The sequence below is a fragment of the Candidatus Tisiphia endosymbiont of Metellina segmentata genome (genome assembly GCF_964030715.1).
Classification (GTDB): domain Bacteria; phylum Pseudomonadota; class Alphaproteobacteria; order Rickettsiales; family Rickettsiaceae; genus Tisiphia.
On record NZ_OZ034919.1, the window covers coordinates 437,900 to 457,146 of the forward strand.

General features: G+C 31.2%; 10 protein-coding genes and 1 pseudogene. 9 read left to right on the forward strand and 2 right to left on the reverse strand.

Features of this window, described 5'->3' with window-relative positions; genetic code table 11:
• Positions 1 to 12: 12 nt before the first annotated feature.
• On the reverse strand, positions 13 to 519 hold the full coding sequence (locus AAHM80_RS02490; protein WP_342260403.1) for a Tn3 family transposase: 507 nt from the start codon (positions 517 to 519) through the stop codon (positions 13 to 15).
• A gap of 132 nt (positions 520 to 651) precedes the next feature.
• On the opposite strand from AAHM80_RS02490, the gene AAHM80_RS02495 reads away from it, so the two are divergent.
• The 5 genes and pseudogenes from AAHM80_RS02495 to AAHM80_RS02515 all read left to right on the forward strand — a co-directional run.
• The gene (locus tag AAHM80_RS02495; protein WP_342260177.1) at positions 652 to 1,518 is read left to right on the forward strand and encodes a DUF4158 domain-containing protein; all 867 of its coding nucleotides are present in this window, start codon (positions 652 to 654) and stop codon (positions 1,516 to 1,518) included.
• Positions 1,519 to 1,566: 48 nt separating this feature from the next.
• The gene (locus AAHM80_RS02500) at positions 1,567 to 2,673 is read left to right on the forward strand and encodes a Tn3 family transposase (protein WP_342260178.1); all 1,107 of its coding nucleotides are present in this window, start codon (positions 1,567 to 1,569) and stop codon (positions 2,671 to 2,673) included.
• Positions 2,624 to 3,739: a transposase gene (locus AAHM80_RS02505; RefSeq protein WP_342260179.1), complete on the forward strand. Its 1,116-nt coding sequence runs from the start codon at positions 2,624 to 2,626 to the stop codon at positions 3,737 to 3,739. The genes AAHM80_RS02500 and AAHM80_RS02505 overlap by 50 nt, the downstream gene beginning before the upstream one ends.
• A complete protein-coding gene (locus AAHM80_RS02510; RefSeq protein WP_342260180.1) occupies positions 3,736 to 4,446 on the forward strand; it encodes a tyrosine-type recombinase/integrase in 711 nt (236 codons plus the stop codon). The genes AAHM80_RS02505 and AAHM80_RS02510 overlap by 4 nt, the downstream gene beginning before the upstream one ends.
• 40 nt (positions 4,447 to 4,486) lie before the next feature.
• Positions 4,487 to 4,681: pseudogene (locus AAHM80_RS02515) on the forward strand (transposase); the annotation flags it as partial.
• A 219-nt stretch (positions 4,682 to 4,900) separates the two neighbouring features.
• Here AAHM80_RS02515 and AAHM80_RS02520 read toward each other — a convergent pair.
• On the reverse strand, positions 4,901 to 5,719 hold the full coding sequence (locus tag AAHM80_RS02520; protein ID WP_342260404.1) for an Rpn family recombination-promoting nuclease/putative transposase: 819 nt from the start codon (positions 5,717 to 5,719) through the stop codon (positions 4,901 to 4,903).
• A 711-nt stretch (positions 5,720 to 6,430) separates the two neighbouring features.
• Here AAHM80_RS02520 and AAHM80_RS02525 point away from each other — a divergent pair.
• The 4 genes from AAHM80_RS02525 (at position 6,431) to AAHM80_RS02540 (ending at position 19,198) form a co-directional block, all read left to right on the forward strand.
• Positions 6,431 to 7,366 carry an Rpn family recombination-promoting nuclease/putative transposase gene (locus tag AAHM80_RS02525; RefSeq protein WP_342260181.1) on the forward strand — a complete coding sequence of 312 codons (936 nt, stop codon included), beginning with the start codon at positions 6,431 to 6,433 and terminating at the stop codon, positions 7,364 to 7,366.
• A gap of 283 nt (positions 7,367 to 7,649) precedes the next feature.
• A complete protein-coding gene (locus tag AAHM80_RS02530) occupies positions 7,650 to 10,076 on the forward strand; it encodes a hypothetical protein (protein WP_342260182.1) in 2,427 nt (808 codons plus the stop codon).
• A gap of 24 nt (positions 10,077 to 10,100) precedes the next feature.
• A complete protein-coding gene (locus AAHM80_RS02535) occupies positions 10,101 to 17,786 on the forward strand; it encodes a hypothetical protein (RefSeq protein ID WP_342260183.1) in 7,686 nt (2,561 codons plus the stop codon).
• 881 nt (positions 17,787 to 18,667) lie between these two features.
• Positions 18,668 to 19,198, forward strand: coding sequence for a reverse transcriptase N-terminal domain-containing protein (locus tag AAHM80_RS02540; RefSeq protein WP_342260184.1), 531 nt, complete (start codon positions 18,668 to 18,670; stop codon positions 19,196 to 19,198).
• The last annotated feature ends 49 nt before the right edge of the window (positions 19,199 to 19,247 follow it).

The following is a 19,247-nucleotide window of genomic DNA, read 5'->3' on the forward strand; positions in this document are numbered from 1 at the left end:
TACACCACTGCGTTAATTATTGCAATTGGTATTATCTTCCAGTATTAAGCGATGTTGCCATTCATCAGTTTTTAAAACTTGTTGCTGCATTAATGTATTGATATATACCAACGATGATTGGAGTAAATGTAAACATAAGACTGAAAGTTCTTGATCTATTTCATCGTTTGATGAGATAACCCCTCTTTTACCAAAAAAGACAAAGTTATTACCAGAGTTCCAGTTTTCTATTACATTTAAAGCTTCTTCGACTTCAATACGTAATTCTTTTGATGATAAGTACCTGCATACATAAATAGTCCTTACTGCTCTTCCTAACTCCAGAATGGCTTTATATACTGGGCTTTGGATGTTGTCGCTAATGAATCTTTTGAGTAATACTTCTGGTTCAGCAGTGCCAAGCTTTAGGCCCGGTGTTACGCAACGTGTAACGAGGGGCCACTTTGGGAGTGCTTGAAGAAAAAACAGCGTTTTGCGAAGTGCCGAATAGAATAATATGATAGAATAGTATCCAAGAATCTATTAAATAATATTTCAGAAGTAACGTATCTATAGGGTTGTAAAATTATTGAGATAAGATATAGTGGAATTAAATGCCGACATCTGTACTTATAGGAAGTTAGATATCTCAGCAAAACCAAGTAGGTAAAGATGAATTTTACTTTAGATACTGAAGAATTTAATAAAGCTCAAAGTAAGAATAATGTAATCAATAAATTAGCTTTTGCAGTAATGTTAAAGTTTTTCCAAATTGAAAATCGTTACCCCACTAATGCAGATTTAATTGATCAAGCTTTAATTGATAGTTTGACCATGCAATTAAATTGTCATGATAGTAACTTAAGCAATTATGATTGGAGTAGTAATAATAGGACTGTCAAAAGATTTCACCATGAAATCCGCACTTTACTAGGATACAGACAAATGACATTATCGGATAGTCAAATATTAATCGCTTGGTTAATAGATAATGTATTACCTGAAGCACCGACATTGATACAAAGCCAGGTACATGCCTATGAATTTTTAGCTAGAAATAAGATAGAACCATGTACAGCAGATCAATTAGAGCGTTATATCAATAAGGCTTATTATAATTTTGAAAAACAATTTTTTACTGGTATTTCTAGGAAGTTATCTATTAAAACAACTGAATCGATTGATAGTTTATTAGAAGATACCAAGGAACTGGATATTACAGAAACAGTGGATCAATCGACTAAAGATAGCAATCTTGATGAAAAAGAGGAGATAATAGAGGATTTTGCCAAAGTTAAATTGGTACATTTAAAAAAGGGTTCAGCTGGGGTTAGGCTTAAAAACGTTAAGGGCGAAATTGCTAAATTAAAGCGACTAAGATTAGTGAATTTACCAACCAATCTACTAGTTAATGTTTCGAGGAAATTAACGATAAAATATTATAACCGAATTCTAGCTGAGTTGCCCAGCGGCATCAAGAAACATAAAGCAGATATTCTATATCCTACTATGGCAATATTTTGTCATCATAGATTGTAAATATTAACTGACAATACAGCCGATTTGTTAATGCGTCTAGTTCACAAGATGAGAAACTCAGCAGAAAATTTTATTAATAAAAATATTGTTGCGGAAGTTAAATGTGTTAATGGCAAGTTTGATATTTTATACCTATTAGCTGATACGGCTGTTAAAAATCCTACTAAGGTTATTGCAGATGCTATTTACCCTAAGGTTAGTAAGGAAACTTTAGAAAATTTGGCTGAGGAGTTACAGAATAGGGGCAATAAATGGTATGAGAACAAAGTGCAGAGTAAAATTAAGTCGTTATATGCTTATGCGAACCGACCTATGCTATTGGATTTATTAGAAGTATTTACTTTTCAAACTAATAAGCCGAGTAGTAAATTATTGCTTGATGCTATCAGCTTTATTAAACAAAATCGCTATATTACTGGCAAATATTATTTGGATTCTAAAATTGTCCCTATTAAAGATGTAATAACAGATGCTTGGCGTGTAATAGTAGTAGAACAACTGCTAGAGTCTCAAGTTGTGGGAACTGAACAAAAGCCAACTTTAGAAGGAAACAAGGAAAATCCTAAAAATCAAGAACAAGATAAATTAGCCAATAGTAAGATTAATCGCATGGCTTATGAAGTTGCTGTTTTAGAGGAGTTAAGAAGGCAACTCAGCTGTAAATTGATTTGGATTGAAGGAGCTTATCGTTACCGTGATCCTTGTGAGGATTTACCACAAGATTTTGATGAACGGAAGGAATATTACTATAAGGCATTAGGTGTGCCATTAGATGGTAAAGAATTTACTAGCAAATTACGAGATAGTTTAGACAAACATCTACAAGAACTAAATGCCAATATTAGTGCAAATCCCAAAGTCAAAATAATAAGTAATAAAGATAAGAAAAGTGGTCGCATAAAAATTACGCCCTATAGTCAAAAAGAACTTAGCAATCTTAAAGCTCTACAGCGTTTTATAAACCGACAATGGTCAACGATAAGTTTAATAGATATATTAAAAGAAGTAGATTTACGGATTGGCTTTACTAAACAGTTTGGGAGCGTTGCAAGCAGAGAAGTAATAGGACAGGAACAATTACTTAAGAGGCTATTATTGTGTTTATATGCTATTGGCAGTAATACTGGATTTAAAGCGAATAAGTGCAGCAAATGATGATAGTAATTATTCAGATTTACGATACATTAAGCGGCGGTTTATTAATGAGGCTAATGTTAGAAGCAGTATTACCTGTGTAGTTAATGCAATTTTTGCCATTAAAGATCCTAAGATTTGGGGTCGGGCTACTACTGGTTGTGCTTCTGATTCAACTCAACTAAGTTGTTGGGATCAAAATTTAATGACAGAATGGCATGTACGGTATCATGAACGTGGAGTAATGGTTTACTGGCATGTTGATAAAGATGCTACTTGCGTTTATTCACAGTTAAAAACTTGTCTTTCTTCAGAAGTAGGTAGCATGCTCAAAGGAGTGCTTAAACATTCAACAACTATGGATATGCAGCAAAGTTATGTGGATACTCATGGACAAAGTACTATAGGATTTGGTTTTAGTTATCTGCTAAATTTTGATTTACTACCAAGGCTTAAAAATATTAATAGACAAAAATTATATTATTCAAGAGCCAATGATAAAAACAACTATGGTAACTTAACATCAATCTTACAATCTTCAATTAATTGGCAAGTTATAGAAGATGGTTACAATGAAGCGGTAAAACACACCGTTGCATTAAAGATTGGAACAGTAGATCCGGATGTAATTATTAAACATTTTAGTAAGGATAATTATGAACACCCTGTATATAAAGCCCTTACAGAAATAGGTAAAGCAGTAAAAACGATCTTTTTGTGTCGCTATATATCATCTGAAGAGCTACGTATAGAGATTCATCATGCTCTAAATGTTGTGGAAAGATTAAATGGCATAATGGGTTTTATTTTTTATGGTAAGTTGGGAGAAATTTCGACTAATAATCGTGAAGATCAAGAACTAGCAGTGGTTTGTCTACACTTATTGCAAGTATGTATGGTATATATTAATACTTTAATTATCCAAGAAGCTCTAGCTTCACCTATTTGGAAAAGCAGGTTGACACTAGAAGATATGAGGGCTTTGACACCATTGATCCATAGTCATATTAACCCTTATGGCTTATTTCCATTAAATTTAAATACACGGTTAAAAATTGAGAATACGATAACAGGTTTAGCCGCATGACACATTTAGTCCGCACACCGGTTCGGCAGAAAGCTAAGGAATTCGCTAAATCTCTAAAAAAAGAGAGACCAGATTATGATTATATGCGAGAGTTATTTCGCCATTTAAGAAAAGAATTAAGTATTGAAGTAACTAAGAAAGATAAAAAATTACCATACGTTCCTACCGAAGAAGAGATAAGAAAATATTATGAGGTAGTCTTACAATTACGAAATATGGTACATGTTATTATTATCAAAACTTTATTATATACTGGCGTGAGAGTAAGTGAGTTAGTAAAAATCAAACTTAGTGAAGTTGATTCTGATCGTTGTCAGATAAAAATTACTCAAGGTAAAGGTAAAAAAGATAGGATAGTTCCGTTTCCCAATAGTTTTAAGGAAACATTAATGCTACATGTAGAAAATACCAAGAAAAAAAGTGGTGAATATTTGTTTGAGTCATCATGGAAAAAAAGTTATACGGATCGTGGCATTAGAAGAATCTTGGCACAATATACTAAAGAGGCTGGAATTGAGCAATCTATTTCGCCCCATACGCTGAGACATTTTCTATTTACTTGGCTTAAGAAGCAAGGTATTGAAGATGCTTTAATTCAGCCATATTCAGGACATGAGAGTCGTCAATCTTTAGAGATATATTCGAAATTATCTATTGGAGATGCACAAAAAGAATATGAACATATAATTGGAAAATTTCCTATTTGACCAAAGTGGCCCCTGGTTACACGTTCCGTAACACCGGGCCTATATCAAGGGGAAAAGTGCTATAGCCGTTGCTAGGCAGTTTGGTGGACGAAAACGTAATTTTAATGGAGAAAAGTTGTGGGCTAGAGGTTATGCGGTCTCAACTGTAGGATTTGAAGAGAATCAGATCAAACACTACATTAAGAATCAAGAGCAACTTGATAGTTTAGGCTCTGACGAATCAGGAGAATTTTAATTAACAATGGCAGCCCTTTGGGCTGCTCATAACCGTCAAGCCCCTCGCTTTGCGAGGGCGTTCTGACTACTTTGTAACACAAGTAGTGATTTAAGACAAATGTTTGAGGGAAGCAGATAAAATTTAAGCACAAACACCCTTAATTTTACCATACGCACCATAGTAAAAGATTTCTGAAAATAACTCAAGGTCAAAGGGCTTACCCCTTTGACTACAGAACTAGGATTTAAGCAGATTGTTGATCTCCTGAATAGATAAACCGGTAATACGAGAAATTTCAGGGATAGAGTAATTATTTGAGAACATATTTTTTGCTACTTCAATATTTTGTTCAGCTTTACCTTCAGCTTTACCTATTTGGATGCCCCTAGTTTCACCTTCTTCAATATATTTCTGTGCGATAGTTCTCATAATATTACCTGTCTCTTCTTCTGATAAATATTTGGCTAGTACTCGCTCTAATTCTACTTGCCTCTCCTCTGAAAGCTTTGCATCAGTGTACCATAAAAACGATTTTATGTAAATATACCCTTGTTTCTTATCTACTAAAATCTCTAACTTAAATGTTTCTAAAAACTTCTCCCATAATGCAACCATGTCACCCTGATGAATGTGCTTCATCACATATTCCATCATCCCTAAATGTTTCTTCTGTACTATCTCATCATCCGACATGCTCTGTAAATCTACTAACTGATAATCTGACACCATTAATTCTTTAGCTTGTACGGGATCAACAAACAAATCCCATAAATTCATTGGAGCATTATACACTTCCCTGCCATTATACATTATCATGCTGTAGATTAATGGTAGCTTATCTTTATTCTTCTTATGCCTCTCACATAGTAGTAGGGCATATCTCCATAAACGCAGTGCCATCCAATAATCCACTGTTGATTGATGGTCTAACAAAATGTAAATGAACGCACTATCGTCACTTTTAGTTTTGACAGAGTACACTATATCACTAAATTTCTCTTGCAACGTTTCTTCAATATAACTTTCCTTTTCTATAGTTATCTTTGATAAATCTATCTTCTCCTTAAAAGCACTTGGTAAATAATACTCTAAAAATTCTTTGCAGCTATTTCATTGCTCATGATTCGCTTAAACAGCTTGTCATGCTTAAGTTTTTTTGTCATTTTACTACTTATTTGTTAATCTATCATTTAGCCAACATTTATTCGCTCTTCTTTCAGTATCTTATACCAATTGCAATAATTAACGCAGTGGTGTAAAATGGGTTTTTAACTGATAAAGGTACTCAAATGGCTAGGTTAATATTACCGCAAGGTTTTCATGGTCATGATTTTATAAATTTTGAGGTGACCAGAATAGAGCCTTTACCACAAGTTTGTTAAGAGAAATAAGGACTATGATCCATAGATTTTATTTTTCATCAATGGAAACTTTATGGGAATTGTTAGCCAAAGATCTTGATTATGAACCTCCTCCTCGTTAGGATGTCAAAGACAATTTATTATTTTGCAACAATAAATTTTTTTGTTAACCATCGTGTTATATAAAATTGGTTAAAAAACTAATTCTAAAACAAATTTTATAAAATATTTTTTGCTAGGATAGCGAAAAAATATAAAGATGCTGAGTATTAAGATGAGTTATTTAATCTAGAGTTGTGTGACTCTCATACGAAAATCTTTTGTTACAGCACTATAGCTCATATTTGGAATTGCTGGAGAGAACAAATGTTGGCTAAATGATAGATTAACAAGTAAAAGTAGCAAAATGACAAAAAAACTTAAGCATGACAAGCTGTTTAAGCGGATCATGAGCAATGAAATAGCTGCCAAAGAATTCTTAGAGTATTATTTACCAAGTAATTTTAAAGAAAAAGTAGATTTATCAAAGATAACTATAGAAAAGGAAAGCTATATCGAGGAAACTCTACAAGAGAAATTTAGTGATATAGTGTATTCTATCAAAACTAACAATGATGACACTGCTTTCGTCTACATCCTATTGGATCATCAATCAACAGTTGATTATTGGATGGCACTGCGTTTATGGAGATATGCCCTACTACTGTGTGAACGACATAAGAAGAATAAAGATAAGCTACCATTAATCTACAGCATGATAATGTATAATGGCAGAGAAGTGTATAATGCTCCGATGAATTTATGGGATTTGTTTGTTGATCCCGTACAAGCTAAAGAATTAATGACCTCAGATTATCAGTTAGTAGATTTACAGAGCATGTCGGATGATGAGATAGTACAGAAGAAACATTTAGGGATGATGGAATATGTGATGAAGCACATTCATCAGCGTGATATGGTTGCATTATGGAAGAAGTTTTTAGAAACATTTAAGTTAGAGATTGTAGTAGATAAGGACAAAGGGTATATTTACATAAAATCGTTTTTATGGTACACTGATGCAAAGCTTCCTGAGGAAAGGCAGGTAGAACTAGAACAAGTACTAGCCAAATATTTATCAGAAGAAGAGACAGGTAATATCATGAGAACTATCGCACAGAAATATATAGAAGAAGGTGAGTTTAGAGGTATCCAAATAGGTGAAACTAAAGGTATCCAAATAGGTAAGGCTGAAGAAAAAATATCAGTAGCAAAAAACCTTAAGAAAGCCGGAATATCTACTGATATAATCTCTCAGTCTACTGGACTCTCCAGTGAGCAAATTGAATCTTTAAATCCGTAGAAGTCAAGATTTGATCTTACAAACACTATAAATTTTGCACCTGATTGTCAGTTAAGTTTTGACTGTTAGAGTAATATTCAAGATACCAGATACTTCAAGGCTTCCAGCTCATATTTGGAATTGCTGCTTAATTGATTATAAATTATTATGGTTTATAATATTATACAGCTTAGTAAAAGTCAAGCTTTAGTGGCGTTTTCCTTCAACAATAAGTGTGGGGTACTATGGGACTGAAGTCTTTCTTAGCTAAAGCTGGGGTTTTAACCAAAAGGGTGAATATAAAATGACCAAAAGAAAATTTGATGTTGCAAATATAGCTAATACCTCAAAAAAACAAAAAAATAATACAGACATTAACTTAGAAGAAGATGTTATTAAGTATTACTTAATGCCGTCATTACAACATATATCAATAAGCAATATAATAATTACATTATGGAATCAAGCAGATATTAAATATCAAATAGTAAAATTATTCAACGAATATGAAGATAATTTTTATACAGATATGTATGAATTATTTCTGAAGATTGAAGATAAAGTATTAGGTAAGTTATCACCATTAGCTGTACCTAGTGGTATAAGAAAAATTTTATCAAATATTATACACCCTATAGGGCATGAAATATTTGGTTGGATTATGTATCAAGATAAATATATTTTTAATAATGGCTATTATGGGTATCAAAATCTAAAACCCATAGCAATAAATTATATAGATGATTTAGTTTGGACACCAAGAGGGGTAATAGATTATAAAGAAACAGCAAAAACTTTATTAGCTAAAGAGGAGAAATTATCTGATGGTTACAAATATAATATGGCTTGTGCATATTGTTTTGAAGATAATATAGCAATTATTGCATCGAAAGTTATCGGTACTACATTAGTGCTCAATTCTATTGAGAGACAAGCAATGGTATATTTTTGGACCGCCCATATAACAGGAGATTTTACTGAATTAGATAAGGCAGTTTATTCTTACAATAGAAAATATAGTACTAATTACAGTACAAATGAATGTCTATTTACGGTGTTAATAGATAATCGTACAAATCAAATAGCAATAAAATATATCTGGGATAAACTGAGTAATGAAGAAAAATCAAGACAAATAGTTCCAGCAATAAAAAAAACTTCTAATACTGATATTAAATGTTTTTTGCTATCACAAATGAGTAAAGAGCAAGAAAAAGAAGTATTTAAAACTTATGATGCTAGTAAAATCTTATTATGCTTTTTAGATGATTGGTTATGGGGACAGTATTTTTTACCTACGATACATCATATATGGGATATAATGTCTGGATGTGATTATCTTCGTGTATTACAAAATATTGTGAATAAAATGGAAAAAAATCATGAGGATATTGAAAAATATAATCAATATAAAGCTACATTTAAGGAGTTATGGCAATGTGCTCCTAAACATTTAAAGGAATATGTTTTTGAACATGAGAATGGCTACAGTTGTAGTAGTATATTCTTCAGTTTATTTTGCAAGGAAAACATAGATATAATTCAGTCAATATTATTTGACTCTAATGATATACAAAAGAAAAAAATAATATTTTCAAATTATGGGATTGGTATATGTCATTTCTTCATAACAAGTAATCAATGGGATTTATTAGAGATGTTTATTGGAAGTACTCTTTTTTCTAGAGAAGATGTAGAGTGCTTTAAACAGATAGTTATAAAAGAAAAAGGACAAGATATAGCTGTACGTTTTATACAAAATAAAGAATGGAATAAAGTAGAGCAATTCCTGCAATGGGCTTTGAAATCAGATGATGATATAAGGGAGTTTAAGTTAAAATTAGCTTATAGTAAGATTTGTGATGATATCTTAGAATCTATTGTAACAAATAATAAAGCAGATTTTACGGAACTAGAATATTTTTTTAAATGGTGTGCTTCAGGTAATGTAGAAGGAGTTATTGAGTTAAAAATAGAAATACCTCAACTATATTTTGACGAAATAATTTCCAAATTAATAGAAGAAGATAAATATGAATTGTTAGAACAAATTTTAAATTGGTGTTTTATAAATGATCTAAAACAAATTGTTCAGTTGAAACAATCTTGTTATCAAGATGATCAAATATATAAGATAGTAGAGTTAATAGTTAATCTAATAAAACAAGATGATCAATTACAATCATTAAAAAAGTTTGTTTATTATTGGTGTTCTACTGATGAAGAAATAAATAAGTTTAAGACATGTATATTACATCCTACGGAAGATACAGTAGGTGTATGTATGGAATTATTATGTGAAAATATGTTTAAATTGGCTGACGAGTTTGTTAGTTGGTGCTGCAATTCATCACAGATACAAATAGATAACTTTAAAAACCAGTTAATGACTGACGATGGTATGGTGTATTTGTCTGAAGGAGATGATCCACGAACATTCTATGAAACAGAAGTTATTAGATGGTTTAATCCATCTATAGAGACCATTATAAGATTTAAAGAAAAATTTATAAATTCTTGGTGGCTTAAAGACATTTTACCTGTATTAGATAATTATGTCCAAGAACAGAAAGATAATCAAGGTAAAGCTATAAACAAGGATATAAATACTATTTTATATCCTTTACTATCAGCTGTGGAAAACCAAGACAATAATATTATTAATGGCAATGATCATTTAACAGTAAGTCCTACAGGGATTATTACTGAAGATACAAGTGTAATATTATAAATAATTAACGAGAATGAGTAAGAAATGAATCACGAATTATTATATAATTTTTTATATAATACTAAAAAGTTTAAAGAACAATTTCAAAGAGTATTAGATAGGACTCCTCGTGAGAGAAATGCTGGTAAAGTAAACTTTTGGATTCATTTTTTCTCTAGTGTCATAGCTATTCAAAATACTCAATTAAACGCAGATAGTACTCATGTTACAGTTGAAGATATTGCCTTTAGCATTGGTGATGCTTTTAAATCTAAATCTAAACCTAAAACTAAAACTAAAATTTTAAAATTAGCGTTTAAAGTTCAAGATAATGAACAAGATAAAGTAATACTACGATCTATATCTATAGGAGAAGATGATAACACTTATGAAAATATAAAATATTCAAAGGGTGATATCCAAAAAATAACAACACTATTTTGGTCAAGGGAGACAAAGACTAGCATAAATTTAAACACACAATCGCAAGCACTGCTTTTAAATATTAAAACTAGTCATATTCATCTAGAAACTCATAATATTAAAAGGGGTAAAAAAGCAAGTTCTAACTTTGTTAAAGCTAAACCATTACCACAAGGTACAAAATTAGATAACACATTAGATTTAATTGCTGTTCCAGCACCTATTAATGATCATGATAAAATAATGTTTAAACAAAATGTAGAAAAATTTTTTAATCAGTTAATAGAATTATACAATACTAATGCACAGGGAGTACTTCTAAATTCGGAATTAGCTTATCATGGTTTTATATATGGAGTGCTAGCATTAAACTATAAAAATAAATATGCAATAGATACTTATGTTGAACAGAGTGCCGGCAGGGGGTTTCTAGATTTATATTTTTTATTACGTAAAGATGCACATGGTAATAATATCTCAAATGCTGTTAAAATAATTACTGAGGTTAAAGGAGACGCGAGTAATATTATGTCTGTTACATATGGAATGGATCAAGCAACATTGAAGAGTTATGCAGCTGTACTAGGAAGAAATGATGGATCTTATATAATAGTAAGTACTGATTTTGGTAATATAGCAACAAAATTACAAGTAACGAAACAAATGGATATAAAGAATGTCCCGAAGCAAGATTTTATATCAATGCTAATCAATGCAAGACAAGTAACATTAACGAAAGATAATATCAAGCAAGCACTAAAATACATATATGATTCAACACGTAGCGATGAATCATTAGATAGAGTAATATTAGGAGAGTTATTATCAAGTAATGTAGAGAAAAATATATTTGTTATTAATATTTCTGACAACCAGCATATTAGTATATTTGTATTCAAGAATGAAAATCAGAATGCAGTAATATTAACTATTATTGAACGAGAAAATTTAAATCCACTTACATATGATAGGGCCTTTCTCAAGGATCCATCTAAGCGAGTAATAAAAGAGAATACAGTAAATAAAAAGGTTACCATAGAAGAGGAAACAAGAGATGCAATTCTACACATTCAAGGAGAGTTAAATATCATTGCTGGTAAAAGGATTGATATAACAATTAACCCTAAGGGAAAGGTATTTGAAAGTGTAAAAAGTACGGATTTTTACTGTTTAGATATTACAGTAAATGATTTATCACCAAATGCTCTACAAAGACAAAAATCATATATATCACAATTTATCACAAGATATAATATTAACTCAAATATTGATATAGATCATCTAATACCATCATTACAACATTTAGATTTAGATAATATATCAAGCCCGCCACATGATGATGATAGAGATATAGCAAAAGAGCAGGAAGCATTAAACGGACTTAGGGAGGAATTGTTTAAGTTAAAAGATTTTATTACTCTAAAAAGAGATGAGTCAGCATACAAAACTACTGAAGCAAATTTTAAATCTGTATTACATGGTATATTTTTGCATAAAAAATATCATGAAGAAAGTATACTAGTGGTTCCAGAATTAAGTGTAGGTCATGGCAGAGCAGATTTAGTATTAGTATTAGCAAGTGAGTCAGAACTTGCCTTAGAATTAGGACTTGGTGATGAGAGAAATGTTCCAGCTAAACAGCAACAATTAGAAAAATATATAGCATATCTTAAAACTATTACTGATGCAAAGGAAGCTAAGGGGGTTTCATTAATTTTTAATCAAAAGGCAACTGCAGCAAAAGATATATTAGTAGGAAAAGGTTTTGTAGGTAAAGTGGATCATAGTACAGAAGAAGATAGTCCTGTTAAGCAAGCTTTAGATAATCCACAGCCAGGTCTATCAGGAGTACAATCAGAACAAAAGAGACTTAACCCAGATGATATTCATTCGGATGTTAGCCATCACAGGAAGAAATTAAAATTTACAGCTTGTTTCTCTGATAGCGATAGGAAGAAAAGAGAAGCTAGTTTTTTATGTAAGTTTAGTGGAGAGGATATAGATAAATTTAGTGTGAAGAGAACTAGAGATATAGATGAACTACAAATCGATAGTAAAAAGTTCTTAGAATATTTAAAAGATAGTAATGATCAAGTAAAAAACAGTCAATTGTTAGAATTAGTAAAAATCAGACAAATTGAAAATAGTGATAATATCATAGGTAATTATAATCATCTATTAGATCAGATTATACAAGATGGTAACTATAATAGTTATGACCAAAATGAACGTATTCAAGATATTACTCACGATTTGCTAAAAAATGGATTTCCGGGAAGAGGTGCAAATTTAAAAAGTACAATAATAAATGCCGCAAGCAAGATTCAGTTAATTAGAGGAATACATGGGAATATTGCGTCATGTCAAACAGAAGGTGCTGAGAGAGATTGTATACTTAGTACTTTGGACTTAAGTTATTCTTTTTTATCACAACCAATTGAATCTACTATAGTAAAGCAAGGATCTAAATTTGGCATAAAAGTATCAAAAAGTTTTAGTCAAACAGTACCAAGAATCTTAGGTTATAATACAAAATTTGCTCTAAAGATATTAGGAGCAAAATATGGAGTAAAATTTCTAAAAGGTATAGCAGGAGGGGTAACTGGTATATTTGATATTGTTGATATAGGTTTGTCAGCACAGGCACTTAAGGAATGTACTGATAGAGCTGGTACTGATAATAAATGTAGTGATAGAGAAATAAGAGATAATATAGCGTCCATAACTTTTTCTGGAGTGTCATTTATCACTGGTATTGTTCTTACAGCCGCTAGTGCTGGTGGACCTGTAACCATAGGAGTAGCTTTAGCATTTATGATATCTTATGGGATTTATAGCGGTGCTAGTGCTATTGTGGAATATGAGGAAAAATATGATACAACAGATGATGAAAATTTTCGGATATTCTGGCATCAGTTTGCCTTACAATCTCCCCCAGAGGACGTACAACATTTAGCAGCAAGAACAGAAGCTGTAAATAATATAGTTAAAACAGCATGGCAAGATTTAACTTCTATGCCTGATAATGTAGTAGCTTATGCTGGTGGATTAGGCAAGATAAGACTGCAACATTTCCCTAAACAATGTAGAACAGTACTAAAATATATAGAAGCAGCACAAGGTGGAGGAGGACAGGTTTATGTAGATGAGTGTAGTCCTGCATATACTAAACCTTATTTGGAATCAAGTAGTGCTAAAATTGATATGAGGTGGAGCAGTAATGATAATAATTATGGATTATCACGTGTTTTACCTGATCATATTAATGGTGCTACAATGACTTGCTTACCAAAGGCGACTAATGCAGTGTATGAAAAAGGTGGTACTATAAGGTCAGATTCGAATGCGATATATAAATGTGATAATAGTTTTGTTATTGAACGTGATTTAAGGCAAAATCAAGGTACTAAATCTATAGTTTTTAATAGTCAATTAATAAACTCGGGAAGAATAATAATAGGTGCTGATGGTCTATCAGGTATTTTTTTACTCAATTCCCATAATATTGAGATAAATACTTTTAGTCATAGGAATGAGTTTATTTTTCTTCATAATAAATTTCTTGGTACTATTGGCATACTTAGACATGGTTCTATTAATATATTTAATACAGGGCAATTATCAGACAGAATTGTTACATTTAATATTGAAGAAAATTGGAGCAACATTTATACCCTCAAGATTAATATCTTTATTAATGGTGAACAGATAAAACTTCTGCATGACATTGATGATTCGATACAAATTCAATATCATGCTAGAAAGCATAAACAAGATGTTATTAAGTGTGAATCACGAGGTACTGAATCTAATTCTACTAATATTTTTGTAGATAGTGGTGGGGGGTTTAACAATCAGAGACAAGATATTATTAAGAATTGTAAGAAGGCAATAATTTGGCCATATACAAAAGTAGAGGGTAATAATAGTACTTATATTTTTTATATAAAAACAGCAGGATATGAGAAACAAAATTCAAGCTCAGAAATTAATATAATTGGCAAAGGAACTATTACCTTTCTAGACACTGCGTTGTTAAAGGATTGTGAAGATATAACTTATTCTGAAGCAAGTAATACTATATCTTTACGCATTAAGCTAGGAGAAAATATTTTTTATAGATTGGACATAAAAAACTATTTAGATAAGGGTAGTAAAATTCCTAATTTTAGTTTAATAGATAAGTATAGTAGTAATATTCTACTTGAGATAGAACAAGATACAACTATTGTTAGCAAATTTGAGTTATATATAGAAAAAGACGTACATGCTAGTGATACTAATGATATTAGCGTAGTTAAAAGGTATTATAGAAAGATTTCAGATAAAAAAATAAACTATGAACTATTTGGTAGTGTAAAATATAAGGAGAAGTATTACCATTTTGGTTCTGATGGTAAAGACGTTATTACGCTTGATAAGCACACTCAATTTGCTCTAGGTGGAGAAGGAAGCGATATATATATTGTTTCCAATGATATGGACATGGGTACAGTAATCATTGATAATGGCTCACGACATAAAGAACTTGATGTTTTGATGGTGCAATCAATAGATAATGTTTCATTAGTATCCCAAGGTAATAATTTAAATATATTAATTAAAAAAACAAATGGCCATCTAGTTAAAATAGATAATATAATTATAAGAAACTATTTTGCAGCACATTGGTATAAACATTTATTATTAGTTGATCAAGAGGGGAAAGTATTTATACCATTCTTCACTACTAATAAGGATTTAACATTAGTACCTTTTTATAGTTGTGATATCAGCAATATGTTTGAAATATCAATAGGTAGTAAAGTTGTCCTTGATTGTGATTTAAATAATATAGAGTATTATAGAGATAATGATAATCTTATGTTGTTTAATAAAAATACAGATAATCCAATAATTACTATAGAGCAATTTTTTAATGATCCAGTTAGGTTGCAAATATACCAGTATACAAGTAAAGGAAAAATAAAATTATTAAAAAATAACGCACTAAATTATTATATTTTTGAATATTTTTCCTCTGATATCTATATAGAAGATTTGAAAATAGAATTTAAGGATGCTGGTTATGACCTCTTATTTAGATCGTTTCTTTCCTCGATTAGAGATAATGATGATCAACCTGCTATTAATTTGATACAAAAGGCTAATAACCCTAAGGATTATAAAGAAAAAATAAAAGAATTATATAATAAGATTTTTAAAGAATATAAACTAGATTTTAGTAAGTCCTTTAAGATAACACATAATCATCAGGAATTAGAAAATGGAATGTTAATTCCTGTATCATCAGATCAAGAAAGGTTAGGAGTTCTTATATTTAAAGATATTGTTCCACACAAAATAACAGTTAGTAGGTATGGTAATGATTTAATAATTAGTGGCAGGGAAGAGCATCATTTCAGTGGTAACAATGTTGTTATAAAGAATTGGTTTATTGATCAGAATTATACAATTTCTACGGTGGAGTTTGATTTGGGATTAGAACCAATAAAAATTCACAAATGGAATGAAGATACAAATATGATCAAAGGTAATGATCCATTAGAGCTATTGCTAAATAAGATAAGATTATCTGAAGAGATAAATACTGCTCGAAGTATTTATCTAAGAGATGCATTGAGTGGTGATGAATTATATACTCTAAAATGTGTAACAATAGTGAATAACCTAAATAGTATAGTAAAGTCTTATGCAGCCTTAGGTTTTTCCTCACCAGAAGAACAAATAAATTTTGTGAAGAATTGTAAGTTTACAGAAAGCTCTTTGGTACAATTAAAAACATTTATAGGTAAAATTGCGATTTATTTATATCATTTTGAGTTGAGTAACTTAGTATTACCACCACCAAATATGGTTCATAATCAGCTTGCATTAGATGCTTGGTATAAGTTAGCATTAAGGGGATATAATTATGAAGAAGCATTTGAAATATATAACAATATAAGTAGAGAGTTTGATTCTAATAAAATTATAGAAAATATTAACAAAGTTCAAAATGCTTTAAGAAATACACCAAATGAAGAGGTATTTCAACGTAATCGTCGTGATGTTGATGTAGATGATGAGTTTATAACAAGTGGAGCAAATAGTATATCATCACCAGTAAATGAGTTGCTTAACTGGTTTAAAAATAAATACTATTTTATATTCGATCAAGTAAAAGAACCTTATATTAATAGTAGTGAATCAACAGAAGGTTTTTTAGGTGGAGAACAAGGTTCTATATTTAATAATGGATTGTGGAATTGGGGTTGGAATAAATTATCTAATTTAAGTTTTAAATTATTACCGGAAATAGATTCTGCTACTCTTGACAAGAGTAAATCCTTTAATGATTTTAATAAACTAATAAAACAATCTAATAATCATCCATCTGATACTCAAATAAAGAAATCTAATGATATAACGTCACAATATGATTATGATATTCCTAGTGGCAAGTATAAAAATTCTATACCACCTAGTGCTAAGGATCAGAAACTAGATTGCGTACCTTATAGTTGGGATAGTAACAATCAAGCATATGTTACAGATGCTATAACTTGTATATCACCTAGTGGTCAAGCTAAGGTCTTTAGTAATGTTAATCAAGAAACTAATTTGATACAGGCTAAAGATTATTCTATACAGGAAGATATCTATAAAAATTGTCGTCCTGTTGAGTTTTTTGGACGTGATTCTGTACATTGTGAAGGTAAACATACTAATATGATTTATACTCCTGTATTTCACTCTAAGCTCTTTGATAATTTGGATGTACAAATAATGCTATTTAGAGTTGGCGTCCATTTAGTTAAAAAGGCATTGGATTATCTAAAGCCTAAGCAAGAATATATAGAAAGACATATAGAAACTGATAAAGAGACTATTGACTTATGGACTAAATCTATAAAAAAAGTTAAAATCTTATTAAATGATTTACAGAATTTAGAAAACTTAAACCAAGAAGACTTAAAATTTATAAACGACACCAATTATGACTTATGTGAAATAAGAGAAAATATTAAGAATTATATAGAGAAAAAAATTATCACAAATAAAGAATATGAAATTATTAATGAGAAATTAGAAGCATTGATTGAAGAGTTAGATGAAACAAAAAATAGATATTTTATTGATGTTGAAGAGGATTGTAACCAAGAGATAAGTATAGAACAATTACCACATAATAGTAATGGTGTACTACAACACAATACCGTATATAATGGATATTATATTGATCACAATAATAGTCAAGAGTACTATAATAATAGTTATTTATTAGGTCTTCAGTTAAGGAACGAGGAAAGCACCTCCCTATTTTGATTTAAGCGAGTCTATAATATACTTTGTGTGTGCGTCAAGATAAGGTGCATTAATCTTACGGGTGAAAGTCCTGTTATGGAAGGAGTAGCTAGCTCCACCATATAGCGAGTCTTGTGCTGCTGAAGGTAACGACAGTAGTAAAGCGTAGACAGCGAAACATCAGCCGAAACCAAATGGTGAACGTGATACGGGTCTAGTGGAAGAACACCCATTTTTACGGTTTTATTTTTAAGATATCCTTACTATATGCATCTTTGAACGATATTTTAATTTTGATGGTTCTAAAAAATAAAATGAACCTTGAACATACTAGACATAGAACACCAATAAATGCCTTTGTCCATATATTAGTACCACCAAGTGAATCTAAGGGCTTGAATAAAGAGCAGTCCTGACAATGTAGCAAAGCATCAATGGTGCTAAATACAAATCGTGAGAGATGTATTTTCCTGATAGCCAAAATCGGGATAGCACTAGATAGCTGGTATGATGAACAGATGTAAACCCGTGTTAAAGTTCGTGACGCCTAACAGGTGTAATGGCTGAAACACCTGAGCCAAAATGGCAATGAAAGTAGGAATGATGACTCCAGTATTCTCATTCGTGGTCAATATTAAAGCTTTCCGGACGATAACGGGCATCTAACCCAGCATTGCTCTCATGGGGAAACGTGGAAACCTCATATCTCTCCTAGAAATTAGGACAGTCAATTGTAAAATTGACCTAAGGAGGTGTGAGTTTGGGAAGTTAGAAGAAGCGAAGGCTATTCTGTAATGGGGTGGATATTGGTTTAAACGTTACCAAGCACGAAAGTGAGCAAACGTCTAACTGGTTGTTAATTGTGAAGAATATTGTAGAACCAACAGTATGAGGAAAAGCAAATGACGGCGATGGCAACCCCATCAGCTGGTGCTACCTTAGCTTCGATGCCAAATTGGGAGATTATTAATTGGTCAACCATTAAGGTACAGGTACGTAGGCTGCAATTTAGAATCGCAAAGGCATTTCGGGAAGGGAAACATAACAAAGTTAAAGCTTTGCAATGGATTCTAACTCACTCATTTTCTGCAAAATTACTTGCAGTTAAAAGAGTTATTCAAAATCAAGGTGGTAAGACACCTGGAGTGGATGGTGTTGTTTGGAATACACCAAGAAAGAAAATGCAAGCGGCATTATCGCTTAAACGGCGAGGCTATAAGGCCAAACCATTAAAGCGAGTTTATATTCCTAAGAAGCAAATAGGTAAATTTCGCTCACTCTCTATTCCTGTTATGAGGTGCAGAGGTCAGCAAGCATTACACTTACTGGCACTTGAACCTGTAGCAGAAATGTTAGTGGATAAATACACCGTGTTAATTATTGCAATTGGTATAATATCAAGAATTATCATGCAGTATCAGGTGAGAAAATAATTATAGCAGCTGATAATGATGGTATAGATGCAGTAACGAATAAGACAAT